This window comes from Prosthecobacter sp. (genome assembly GCF_044222345.1).
GTDB lineage: Bacteria > Verrucomicrobiota > Verrucomicrobiia > Verrucomicrobiales > Verrucomicrobiaceae > Prosthecobacter.
This window is the reverse complement of the sequence record NZ_JBGANL010000015.1, coordinates 1-11,604: the sequence shown is the minus strand read 5'-3', so window position 1 is coordinate 11,604 and position 11,604 is coordinate 1. Positions and strand designations below refer to the sequence as shown.

Here is an 11,604-nt window from a genome sequence, read left to right as displayed (position 1 = left end):
TTAGAGCAGGGACGGGCGGATCATGCGGCGGGCGCGGCGAGTCAGATGGGCGGCTGCCGCAGCCAGCAGCAGGAGTGCAGAACCAGGCTCTGGCACCACGGCGGTTTGCAGGCTGAACACCCCTGGGGTCGTGGAATATGTTCCTGGTCCCTGCACGCCATTGGCGCCGCCGATGATGGTGCTGTTCGCATCGGTCAGCTGCCAGGTGTAAGAATTGCCGTCCAATGGATCGGGAATGATCCAGTCATTGGCCAGATCTCCCACGGGTGAGCCGTCGGTCACCAGCGCCCATTCGCTGCCGGGAACAATAGATTTGGAATTGTAGGCCCAGAGATAAACCGTATCCCCCATGGTGAAGACATCGGCAGGATTGGCATCAGGCGAATTCGATGTGCCATCCGGGTTGAAGTCAAAGCCCGCTACAAAATACTGCCCGATCGGAATCGGCTCTGGATTCCAGCCGTTCGCATCCGGATCATATGCACGATCAAGCATATGCCAGTTGGCCTGCCATTGATCAACGTTCTGATAGGTCGGGGTGAAACCGCCGGTAAAAGTCCCAACCTCAAACGAATAAGTGGCATCGAGGGCGTTGCCGGAACTATCGAACAAATTGTCGTTGAAGTTGCTGTTCCAGAAGACCGTGCTGGCCTCGGCGCCGTGGGTCCACGCCAGCACTAGGGCTAGGCAGAGGAGTCTGGGTAGGGAGAAGGTCTTTTTCATCAAGGGTGTTTTGGGCTGTGGACGGCGGGAAGATTGAAGGGAACGCGTAGGGCCAGTGGGCTTCCGGAAAGGAAGGGAATTGCGATTTATGTCATTATGTATCAGACATATTATAATTATAATAACAACAATGCTAGCAAACAAGTCTGAATTCGAATTTATTTGGAAATCCTGACTGTTTGGTTCTGGTGCCAGTCTTGCCCTAGAGGGGGGCTGCTCGTGATCCACTTGTTTGAGCGATCCAGCCAAGCATCACTATGAGCGCCTGGTTGTGTCCTAAAGTGCAGAATCTCATGGCGCTGGCCGTTGGCGCGGCTAAGGGAGCCGATGAAGTTGGAACAAGGCCAGATTTGGAAAAAGGGTGAGAATTACCTCCGCATTGTGGAATGGGCGCGTCTGTCCATCGAGTACAAGGTCATGAAAGACCCCATCTCCAAGCTGGGAACGCTGCACAAAGCCACGAAGAAGGAGTTCTGCCGCCTGCTCAAAGGGGCCGTACTGCTGAAGCCGGAGGATCTCACTGCCGCAGTCCCGGCTGAGGACGACGAGGAAGAATTTTCCGCCGAGCTTGAAATGGTCATCAGCCAGAGCATTGCCGCTGACCTCCGCTGCATCCTCGATGGTGCCGGCGACGGTGATGAGGACGCGGTGCTGGAAGCTCACACCCGCCTTCGGGACGTGGTCAGCACCACCGATCTCCCAATGCTGCGGGATGCGCTGAAGTCGCCTGACAATAATTTCAGGTCCCGGGAACTCATCGGCGAGCTGGTGGCGAAAACGGGTGGTTCAGACTGTCTGGCAGATCTGCTCGAAGCTCTTGAAGCAGGCGCCTCCGAAGGCCATGACAACGATGGCCTGCAGAGCAGCCTCATCATGCTGGCCAAGGCTGAGCCGGAACAATGCCGCCTAAAGCTGGCCGAACTGATGGCCGGTCCAAATTTTAAAAATCAAGAAGCTGCCACGTGGCTCCTGACCTTCATTCCTTAAGCTTCACACCGTCTCAAAGAACAGAGTAAATTCGTGCCGGTTGTACGTCAGGTGCGTCTGCGCAAACAAACGCAGACCCGCAGCCTTGGACATCGCTACAATGAGCCGGAACAGCTCGTTGGGCTCCTCCAGGGAATCAACACGCGGCACTTTGAGCGTGAAGACAACAAGCCCCCCCGGCTTGAGAAACCGTGACAGCCGGATCACCTGCTCGATCGATTCCTCCGGCGGTCCGTTCATGTCGCACAGCAGCGCGTCATAGGCCGTCCCTGCCTTCGGCTGAAAGGCGGCCACGTCCTCCAGGAAAAACTTCAGCCCCGGCCGGCCATCGAGCCGTTTGTCCAGCGGCGCACGGTCAATCGCCGTCACGCGCTGTTTGCGCGCGAGCAGTTCCGACGTCATGCCGCCGGGGCAGGCACCCAGTTCGATCCAGTGCGCGCCTTCCTTCATCGGCGGCCGGTACAGCAGCAAATAATGCAGCGCCTCGGCGATCTTGGCGCCCGCACGGCTGATCGTATCCGGTGCATCCTGGTCAATGTACTTGCTGCCACCTGCGTAAAGGCCGTTCGAGTCACGCGGACTCTGCATGCCACAAAACAAGCCCTCTTTTCCCACGAGGCAAAACAGCGTCTCCGCCGTCGGGTCCTGTTCCTCCACCGTCGCCGCAGCCAGCTTGGGAAACAATTGCAGCACCCTGCCGCGTAGATTGGAGGCCAGCCCCTTGTAATACTTGTCCGGAGATGTGGGCTGCAGCGTGCCGATGAAAATCCCCTGGGGGTTGCGTTCGCCAAACTTCTTCAGCAGCGTCTGCGCCGCCTTCTCAATGAAGCCGTCCATCTTTTGTGCGTTGCACGGCCAGGTATGATCCATCGGCAGGTTCCAGCGTGCAAACTTCGCGGCTTCAGAGTGGCGGATCGCCGCCGGTGTGGCGGTCTTGATGAGATAATAATCCTGTCCCAGCCGGGTGCTCGACACCGCGCCCATTTGCTTCAGGACAGTGTCCGCGATCCCCTCGAAAATTTCGGGGATGCGCACCAGCCAGGGGCGGGTGGTTGGGGAAGTGGCGGTCGTTTCGCTGTCGCTCATGTGCTCCTGCACTCGCGCTGCATTGTCCTGTCTGCAAGCAGAGGAGTGCGGCAGGGAGTGGCGGTGGGGGCTTAATCACCGTCTCCGGTGCGGCGCGTCACCCATTCCACCGCTGCACGCACAAGCTCGGGCGCCGTGTGGATGCCCAGCTTGGTTTTGATATGGGAACGGTGGGCCTCGACGGTCTTGACGCTGAGCCTCAGATCGTGGGCGATCATGCTCGTGCCGCGCCCCTGGCCAAGGAGTTCGAAAATCTCCAGCTCCCGGTCGCTCAGCTTTTCCACGGAGCTTTTGCTGTTGCTGTCCCGGCCCGTTACAAAGCTGTTCAGCATCAGCAGGTTTGCCGCAGCACTGAGATACAATTCTCCACTGAGCACCTGCCGGATGGCCGCCACCACCTGATCCGGCGGGGCCTGCTTCATCAGGTAGCCGCGTGCTCCGGCACGGAGAGCACGCTCGGCGTACAGCGACTCATCGTGCATGGACAGCACCAGCACCGGCAGGTGGGGTTTGAGCACCTTGAGCGATTTCACCAGCTCGATGCCATTGATGTCTTTCAGCGAGATGTCCGCGATGACGAGTTCAAAATCATGGTGCTCCACCAGGCCCATGGCTTCCGTTGCGGTCTCGGCCTCGCCACAGATGATGATGTCATGCTCGTGTTCGAGAAGCATGGCGATGCCCTTGCGGAAAATGGGATGGTCATCCACGATGAGAATGCGCTGCTGAGCGTGAGTGGTTTTCATCGTTCGTTCTGGGAATGAAGTTCCGGGAACTTCGCAGTCACAGTCGGGGCGGTGCCTGGCATGCGCAGCAGGCAGGTCATCCGGGTCCCGTGCTTCTTGCGTTTTCCGATGGCAAAATCCGCCCCGATCACATCCGCCCGGTATTTCATCAGCCGCACTCCCATGCCGTCGCCCACATGAATGACCTCCGGCATGCCACACCCGTCATCAGCGACGCTCAGGGAGAGAAGATTCTGCCGCAGCCTGAGGCTCAGGGTGATCGAGCGCGCTCCCGAGTGCTTCAGCGCATTCGTCACCGCCTCCTGGGCGATGCGGTACAGATGCAGCGCCACGCCATTGTCCGTGATGGGTACCATGCGCTCGCAGCGCAGCCGGCAGGAGATGCTGCCGTTGCTGCGTGCCGCCAGTTCATGCAGGGCGGAGACCAGACCCTCGGCATCCATGACCACGGGGTGAAGTCCTTTGGCGATGTCGCGTGAGGCCTCCACGGATTGATGGATCAATGCTGCCAGCCGTGCTGCCTCCTCCGCCGGCCCCGCAAGCTCCTGCGCCTCCAGCGTTTTCGTCAAAGACCGCGCCATGAAGGCCAGTCCCGAAAGTGACTGGCACAGCCCGTCGTGCAGATCCTGGCCGAGCCGGCGCTGCTCCTGTTCGGAGATGTCGATCAGCGCGTTTTCCAGCCGGTTCCGCTCCTCGATCTGCGCCGTCAGCTTCTCATTGGCGGAGACCAGCTCCGCCGTGCGTTCCGCCACACGCTGCTCCAGCTCCTTCTGCGTCTGCCGTTGCTCGGTGATGTCGGTGGCCACGCCAAGCACCTTGTCGCAAACTCCGGCCTCATTGAACAGGGGTACCTTCCCGGTGCTGAACCAGCGCACCTGCCCGTCTGCCTGGGTGATTTCCTCCTCGGGAATCTGCAGTGCCTTGCCGCTCGCCATCACTTCGCGGTCGATTTGCTGAAAGTGCGCGATCTGCTCGGGCGTGCGGTTGAAATCAGCGTCTGTCTTTCCGGCCAGCTTCTCCGCCGTGGTGCCGCAGCTGTGCGCGAGCGCGGCATTTCCCAGCAAAAATTTCCCGTGCTTGTCCTTCACAAAGATCATGCTCGGGGTCGCGTCGATCACCTGGCGCAGAAAGACGCGCTCGCGGCGCAGTTCGTCCTCGATCAGGCGGAAACTCTTTTCGCTCGCAGTCAGGACTTCGGTGCGTGCTTCGAGCTGCGTGAGGGTTTGTTTCGCCTTCTGCGCCCTTCGGGCTTGCTGCCTGCCGGGCTTGCTGTTCTCCCGTGTGTTTGCGGGTGTTCCTGCTTGAGTCTCGCGTGTGCGCGGCGCAGCCCTGCTCCGGCGTTTTGCCAGGGAGGGGCCATCCGGCTTGGACTGCCTTGAAGAGGAACGAGGCATGGGTCCAGCCTACTGACTCAGGATTCCGTCTTCAATCTGAATCGCACGGTGCAGGGGCGCGGCATGGGAGGCATGGCTGCTGCGGGGAAGGTGCATTTCCAGCAGGCGTTCCAACCGCTCAGTTTCCGGGCCTTCCTCCATCAACATCGTCCAGTGCCGCTCGCACCCGCACCAGCGGCAGCAGATTTGCAATCGCGCCCCAGGCCTGGCATGCGCGCTGATCCTGACCCCATGCTGAAACGACCAGTGCAGGATCTGCTCCGCCCTCAGTGCCCCCAGGCCGGAGACGCGCAGCCTTCCCTGGGCATAGCAGATGCCGCGCGGCGCGGCCAGGCAGGTGAACAACGCCAGCCGACCCATCGAGACAATAAACCAGCCTGACAACAGACCGCACAGCCAGCGCTCGGGGGAAACGGACTCGCCGCCTGCGGCCCGCCAGGCCAGCGCGGTCAAAACTAGGCACGTCAGCAGTGCGGAGGCCTGGCTGAACTTCCCTTCCAGGATGCGCGTCAGGCGTTCATACCGCGCCCGGTGAAAGGGCTGGGGCTCCTCAATCCAGGGGCTGGCCTCGTCCGTGCGCAGCGTGGTGATCTGGCCTGCCAGCATGCTTCTGGGCTGCAGCCGTGCGGGGCTGGCATCCTGCCTTGGCAGGCCAGACTCAGACCGTGGTGCGCTGGAAAGCGTGACTCCGGCCAGAAGTCGGGTTGCTGGTAGGGGTTTGTTCATGCGGGCCTCCTGGCATCCTGTGCCGTGCCTTATTCGTTGATGCCGCAGTGATGCCAGTGGTAGGCAGACCTGGAGACCAGGCGCACACTTCCGGTCAGCTTCAAGACTTTTCGGGCAAGCTCTTCACTCGAAATCCGGCCTCGTTCCTGCGGGCGCTGCGCGGCGGGCGTATCGCATGCAGGCTCATCTGCGGCCAGGTCGGGGAGGGCGCCTTCCAGCTCCATTTCATCGATTATGCAGGAAGCGTTCATGACCATCCTTTCGTTGCAAGTAAGAGATCGCTGTCCATGACATAGCAGGAGATCGCCTCCATCTCCTGCTCCCAGAATTCCTCCAGCCGCTCGGATTCAGCGGGGGCAAAAGCCGGCCCCTGTGCTGCATAAATCGACATCAATTCTTTTTCCGCCTTCAGCCAGTGCTCTGGCCGAAGATGTGAGCAGCCCTCTTTCTTCCAATGCTTGAAAGCAAGCAGGGCGATTTCCTTGTCGGAGGGATGAGAACCGGAACTGGAGGTCTCGCTGGGGGATGTGTACACAGGGGCATTCATGGCTTTGATGGGTAAACGTGGATGAAATCCAAACTGGCGGGTGGCTCCGTCCACTCTGAGCGCTCCTTTTTTTTCCCGCAATCGGCGCTGCCCTACTCGTGGCATCAGGGAAACCCTCACGTATCTGTCATGGCCCGGCGGGGTCGTTTTTGAGACTTGTAGCGGCCTCAAACTTCAACTGCAGATTTCTTTATTCGGCAGGTTTCTTTAATCCTTTGCCAAACGCATTCCCTTTCTACTCTCCGCGCCCCGCATGTCCGTCAAACTTCGTCTCAATACCGCCACCGCCACCAAAGTCGTCCTCGCCAAGATCGGCAATCCTCTCCGTGAGGAGCCGCTGCAAACCTCCAAGGAGGTGTTTCAGATCGCGGAGGGAGATCAGGAAGCTCTTACTGCGCTGTTCCTCAAGCCTTTCAAGGCCTGCATCGCCCACCGCTTCACCCACCATGCCTCCCTCAAGCAGCATGAGGTGAACAACTGCGCCAAGGCCATCTTTGAAGACGAGGACCAGCTGCTGGCCAAGGGCGTCGAGATCGCCCAGCGCCTCTACGCCAAATCCAACCATCCCAACATCAAGGCTGGCGATCTTTGCATCAGCCTGCTCAAGGAAATCCACATCGAAGGCGAACTCGTCAACGGCCTCTGCATCCTGAAGAGCGACAGCGTCGTGCCCTTCCTCACCATCACCCCGCGCAACGGTGACCTCCAGCTCAGCACCGAGCACGGCATCAATCCCGACAAGATCGACAAAGGCTGCCTCATCCTCAATTTCTGGGCCGAGAAAGGCTACTACGTCCTCACCTTCGACCGCAGCGGTGGCGACACCCGCTTCTGGGTGCGCGAGTTCCTCGGCGTGGAGGCCGTGCCAGACGCCGCCTTCCTCACCAACGCCTACGCCAAGATGGCCGTGTCCTTCCTCGAAGAGCAGCAGCCTGCCGATGACGACACGCCCCCCTGGGAAACCGCCACCGCCGCCAAGGACGCGCTCGAATACTTCGAAGACCGCGAAAACTTTGACCTCGAAGAGTTCGGCCAGACCGTCCTCAAAAATCCCGAAGTCATCGCCAAGTTCGACGAGCACCGCGCCCGCATGGAGGAGGAGCAGGGGCAGCCGCTGGAAACCAACTTCGAGATTTCCAAGAAGGACCTCACCAAGGCCAAGAAACGCATCGCCGCCGTCCTCAAGCTCGACACCGGCGTGGAAATCCACTTCAAGCCCGGCAAGAGCGAAAACGATCCCCAGCTCGAACGCGGCTTCGACGACGACAAGGGCATGAAGTACGTGAAGGTGTTTTACAACAAGGACGTCAGCGCGGGCTAGGCCGCTTCATCGATGGATCCCAAGTCTGACCCCAGCTCACCACAGCGCCTCTGGAAAATGGGGCGCGTCGTGCTTCAGCGTGAAACCGCGCATCGCGGGGGCAAGACGGTCATTGTCATCAAGGATTTTGCCACGCATCTGCCGCTTTCCGTCATCGAAACGATCGCCAAGCGCGTTCGCTCCGCCTGCGGCTGTGGCGGCACCGTGCGTGACAAACGCATCGAGATTCAAGGCGACCAGGCCGCCAAGGTGCGCGCAGTACTGGAAGCGGAAGGCTTCGAAGTGCGCGGTGTGAAGTGACCGGGTTATTTTTTCAATGCGGCAGGAGTGCGCCTCAGACTGCGCAGCTCTTCCATGAGTACCTTGACCGCCCTGCTCTGAAAGCGGCCGGCATTCCACATCATCGCCACAGTGCGTGAGGGCTTCTCCCCGGCAAAGGATCGGTACACGCGCTTGTCGCTGGTGTCGATTTTTCGCGCCATTTCAGGCACGATCGAAACGCCATGGTCCAGCGCCACGAGCTCCTGCACGGTGGCCAGCTGGCTGGTGCGCTCCACCGTCACCGGCTGCACGGACTTTCTGCGGCAGAAGGAGGAGATGTTTTCCGCGAGGCAGTGCGCCTCGTTCAACGTGACAAAAGGGAAGCTTTCCAATGCCTCTATCTTCACACTTTTGGCAGTGGCCAGAGGGTGGGCCACCGGGGCGACCAGCAGCAGCTCTTCCTCAAACAGCGGCTCCACCTCCAGATGCCGCGCGATCACCGGCTGGGCCAGTATGGCGAGGTCGATCTCTCCGTGACTGCAGCGCTGGATGAGATTGTCCGTGGTGTCTTCCTGAACGATCACCATGATATCGGGATGCCTGCGGGCAAAGTGGCTCAGGAGGCCGGGCAGGAAGTAAGGGGCGATGGTGGGGATGGCTCCCAGCCGGATGCGCCCGCGACGGCCCGCCTCTGAAAGCTCCGAGATGGTGTCCTCCATGAGCTGGAGGATCTTTCTGGCACGCTCCAGCAGCAGTTCGCCCAGATCCGTCAGCACGACCTCGCGTGGCTTGCGTTCAAAGAGGGGGCTGCCGAGCTGATCCTCCAGTTTTTGGATGGCGCGGCTCAGAGCGGACTGGGAAAGGTGCAGCTCATCGGCAGCGCGGGTGAAGTTTTTGGTGCGAGCCAGAGCCACGAATTGTTCCAGCAGGTGGAGGTTCAGATCGCTTCTCATGGGCCAGCTTAGCTATGTATGTGGTGCATCGCAAGCATTCAGATAATGCATTGGATGCATTTAAGGCGGGCATCCATTGTGGGGGCGTTACGACGTTCAACACGTTCGAAAATTTGAACCTGAACCCAACCACCAAACCATGAAAATACTGCAACAAAATGCCCTGGCGGCTGCGCTGATGCTGACGCCTGTCATGCCGGCCACGGCCCAGGAAAAAACAACCCAACCCACCCCCGATATGAACAAATGCCCCGTCATGGGCGCCGCCGCAGGCCCCAACCGCACCACCGCCGCAGGAGCCATGTCCAACGGAGACTGGTGGCCGAACCAGCTCAATCTCAAAATCCTCCACCAGAACTCCCCCCGGGGAAATCCCATGGGCGCGGGCTTCAGCTATGCGGAGGAGTTCAAGAAGCTTGATCTGGCTGCTTTGAAGAAGGAGCTCAAGGAAGTGATCACCACCTCGCAGAAGTGGTGGCCGGCGGACTACGGCACCTATGGTCCGCTCTTCATCCGCATGGCCTGGCATAGCGCGGGCACCTACCGCGTGAGCGACGGCCGCGGCGGCGCAGGCTATGGCACGCAGCGCTTTGCGCCGCTCAATAGCTGGCCGGACAACGCCAATCTGGACAAGGCGCGCCGCCTTCTCTGGCCCATCAAGCAGAAGTATGGCGAGAAAATCTCCTGGGCCGATCTCATGGTGCTCGCGGGCAATGTCTCGCTCGAATCTATGGGATTCAAGACGATGGGATTCGCCGGCGGGCGCGAGGACGTCTGGGAGCCGCAGGAGGACATCTACTGGGGGCCTGAGAGCAAGTGGCTGGGAGACGCACGCTACAAGGGCGACCGTGAGCTGGAAAAGCCTCTGGCTGCGGTGCAGATGGGCCTGATCTACGTCAATCCCGAAGGCCCCAACGGCAAGCCCGACCCGATCGCTGCTGCGAAAGACATCCGCGAAACCTTTGCGCGCATGGCCATGAATGACGAGGAAACCGTGGCCCTCATTGCGGGTGGCCATACCTTTGGCAAGGCGCATGGTGCCGCGAGTGCCGACAATGTGGGCCCCGAGCCGGAGGGCGCACCTTTGGAGGAGCAGGGCTTGGGCTGGAAGAACAAGCACGGCACTGGCAACGCCGGAGACACCATCACCAGCGGTCTGGAGGGAGCCTGGACCTCCACCCCCATGGCGTGGTCTCACGGCTACTTCACCAACCTCTTTGCCTACGAGTGGGAGCTGACCAAGAGCCCGGCGGGAGCGCAGCAGTGGAAGCCCAAAAAGGGTGCGGGTGCTGGCACTGTGCCGGATGCACACGACGTCACCAAACGCCACGCGCCGATGATGTTCACCACCGACATCGCGCTGCGGGAAGACCCGGCGTATGAGAAGATCTCCAGGCGCTTTCTGGAGCATCCGGATGAGTTTGCCGAGGCTTTTGCCAAAGCCTGGTACAAGCTGACTCATCGCGACATGGGGCCTGTGTCCCGCCTGCTGGGTTCCGAGGTGGCACCACCGCAGCTGTGGCAGGACCCTGTTCCCCAAGTGGATCACGAACTGATCGGCATACAGGACATCGCCCGTCTCAAGGCGGACATTCTGGGCTCAGGCCTGACCACGGGCCAGCTCGTCTCCACGGCGTGGGCTTCCGCAGCCACCTTCCGTGGCAGTGACAAGCGCGGTGGTGCCAATGGTGCCCGCATCCGGCTGGCTCCGCAGAAAGACTGGGCTGTGAACCAGCCTGAGCAACTGCAGAAGGTGCTGTCCGTGCTGGAAAAGATCCAGAAGGACTTCAACAGCGCCCAGACCGGCGGCAAAAAAGTGTCTCTCGCAGACCTCATCGTGCTCGGCGGATGTGCGGCTGTGGAGGACGCGGCCAAGAAAGGCGGGCATGAGGTACAGGTGCCCTTCACTCCCGGTCGCACCGATGCCACCCAGGAGATGACAGACGCTGCGTCCTTTGCGGTGCTGGAGCCCAAGCAGGACGGCTTCCGCAACTACCTCGGCCACGAGCTTGACCGTCCCGCACCGGAGACGCTGCTGGACCGTGCGCAGCTTCTCACCCTTTCCGCTCCGGAGATGACGGTGCTGGTGGGCGGCATGCGGGTACTCGGGACCAATGTCGGTTTTCCTGACCTCGGTGTCTTCACCCAACGCCGTGGGGCACTGACCAACGACTTCTTTGTGAACCTGCTCGGCATGGGCACGGAGTGGAGCAAGTCGAAGATGTGCGACCACTTTTACGAAGGCCGTGACCGTGATAGCGGAGAGGTGAAATGGACAGCCACCTCCGTGGATCTGGTCTTTGGCTCCAACTCCCAGCTTCGCGCCATCGCAGAAGTGTACGCAGGGGCTGATGCGCAGGGCAAGTTCGTCAACGATTTCGTCGCCGCCTGGACCAAGGTGATGGATCTGGACCGGTTTGACCTCCATCGCTGATAGCACGCCAGAGGTTCTCCCCATGACAATGACAGTGCCCGTTTCGGTTCATCGCAGCCGGAACGGGCAGCTTGTTTCCCCCTCATCAGCGCCCCAGATGCACCCGCGTGTCATACTCGAAGCAGACCTGGCCGGACACCTGATGGGCGTCAAAGAGGCTGCGCAGTTCGGCGATCATTTCGACATGGCGTGGCTGGCCTGCAGCGGGGGCGTAGGAGCTGGAGAGCAGGCGACCTTTGAGCCCGTCGAAATCAAAGCGCTGTTCATTGGCAAAGGTGTGCGTGGCATCAGTAGTGTTCGGCAGGGAAGGTGCTGGCGGGATAAAAAATGACTCCAGGCTGTAAAAGAGCTGTACCTTTGCCGTGCAGGTGGCATGAACTGCGCATGCCAGAGTCAACGCCAGCCTCCGCCCCTGGACCTCAGCAG

The 11,604-nt window shown here is 60.5% G+C and carries 12 protein-coding genes and 1 pseudogene; 4 read left to right on the top strand and 9 right to left on the bottom strand.

All coding sequences use genetic code 11. The features are described 5' to 3' along the window. The gene (locus tag ACILSL_RS10270; protein ID WP_395731928.1) at positions 1 to 723 is read right to left on the bottom strand and encodes a PEP-CTERM sorting domain-containing protein; all 723 of its coding nucleotides are present in this window, start codon (positions 721 to 723) and stop codon (positions 1 to 3) included. A 327-nt stretch (positions 724 to 1,050) separates the two neighbouring features. Between ACILSL_RS10270 and ACILSL_RS10265 the strand changes: the two genes are divergently transcribed. Then, positions 1,051 to 1,710: a hypothetical protein gene (locus ACILSL_RS10265; protein WP_395731927.1), complete on the top strand. Its 660-nt coding sequence runs from the start codon at positions 1,051 to 1,053 to the stop codon at positions 1,708 to 1,710. Positions 1,711 to 1,713: 3 nt separating this feature from the next. Here ACILSL_RS10265 and ACILSL_RS10260 read toward each other — a convergent pair whose 3' ends face one another. The 6 genes from ACILSL_RS10260 to ACILSL_RS10235 all read right to left on the bottom strand — a co-directional run bounded on the left by ACILSL_RS10260 (position 1,714) and on the right by ACILSL_RS10235 (position 6,329). Further along, positions 1,714 to 2,796 carry an SAM-dependent methyltransferase gene (locus ACILSL_RS10260; protein WP_395731926.1) on the bottom strand — a complete coding sequence of 361 codons (1,083 nt, stop codon included), beginning with the start codon at positions 2,794 to 2,796 and terminating at the stop codon, positions 1,714 to 1,716. 71 nt (positions 2,797 to 2,867) lie between these two features. After that, complete coding sequence (locus ACILSL_RS10255) at positions 2,868 to 3,542, bottom strand: response regulator (RefSeq protein WP_395731925.1); 675 nt, start codon at positions 3,540 to 3,542, stop codon at positions 2,868 to 2,870. Beyond that, positions 3,539 to 4,936 carry a PAS domain-containing protein gene (locus tag ACILSL_RS10250; protein ID WP_395731924.1) on the bottom strand — a complete coding sequence of 466 codons (1,398 nt, stop codon included), beginning with the start codon at positions 4,934 to 4,936 and terminating at the stop codon, positions 3,539 to 3,541. The genes ACILSL_RS10255 and ACILSL_RS10250 overlap by 4 nt, the downstream gene beginning before the upstream one ends. Positions 4,937 to 4,945: 9 nt before the next feature. Beyond that, positions 4,946 to 5,662, bottom strand: a complete 717-nt coding sequence (locus ACILSL_RS10245) for a hypothetical protein (protein ID WP_395731923.1) — start codon at positions 5,660 to 5,662, stop codon at positions 4,946 to 4,948. A 29-nt stretch (positions 5,663 to 5,691) separates the two neighbouring features. Beyond that, positions 5,692 to 5,913 carry a hypothetical protein gene (locus ACILSL_RS10240; RefSeq protein ID WP_395731922.1) on the bottom strand — a complete coding sequence of 74 codons (222 nt, stop codon included), beginning with the start codon at positions 5,911 to 5,913 and terminating at the stop codon, positions 5,692 to 5,694. After that, positions 5,910 to 6,329, bottom strand: coding sequence for a DUF2934 domain-containing protein (locus ACILSL_RS10235; protein WP_395731921.1), 420 nt, complete (start codon positions 6,327 to 6,329; stop codon positions 5,910 to 5,912). Before ACILSL_RS10235 ends, ACILSL_RS10240 begins: the two co-directional genes overlap by 4 nt. A gap of 133 nt (positions 6,330 to 6,462) precedes the next feature. Here ACILSL_RS10235 and ACILSL_RS10230 point away from each other — a divergent pair, with 133 nt between their 5' ends. Continuing rightward, on the top strand, positions 6,463 to 7,530 hold the full coding sequence (locus ACILSL_RS10230; protein WP_395731920.1) for a nucleoid-associated protein: 1,068 nt from the start codon (positions 6,463 to 6,465) through the stop codon (positions 7,528 to 7,530). Between the two features lie 12 nt (positions 7,531 to 7,542). Further along, the gene (locus tag ACILSL_RS10225) at positions 7,543 to 7,830 is read left to right on the top strand and encodes a translation initiation factor (protein WP_395731919.1); all 288 of its coding nucleotides are present in this window, start codon (positions 7,543 to 7,545) and stop codon (positions 7,828 to 7,830) included. 5 nt (positions 7,831 to 7,835) lie between these two features. Here ACILSL_RS10225 and ACILSL_RS10220 read toward each other — a convergent pair whose 3' ends face one another. Further along, positions 7,836 to 8,732, bottom strand: a complete 897-nt coding sequence (locus ACILSL_RS10220) for a LysR family transcriptional regulator (RefSeq protein ID WP_395731994.1) — start codon at positions 8,730 to 8,732, stop codon at positions 7,836 to 7,838. Positions 8,733 to 8,937: 205 nt separating this feature from the next. Here ACILSL_RS10220 and katG point away from each other — a divergent pair, with 205 nt between their 5' ends. Then, positions 8,938 to 11,178, top strand: coding sequence for a catalase/peroxidase HPI (gene katG, locus ACILSL_RS10215; protein ID WP_395731993.1), 2,241 nt, complete (start codon positions 8,938 to 8,940; stop codon positions 11,176 to 11,178). 85 nt (positions 11,179 to 11,263) lie between these two features. Here the strand turns inward: katG and ACILSL_RS10210 are convergent. After that, a pseudogene (locus tag ACILSL_RS10210) lies at positions 11,264 to 11,604 on the bottom strand (hypothetical protein); the annotation flags it as partial.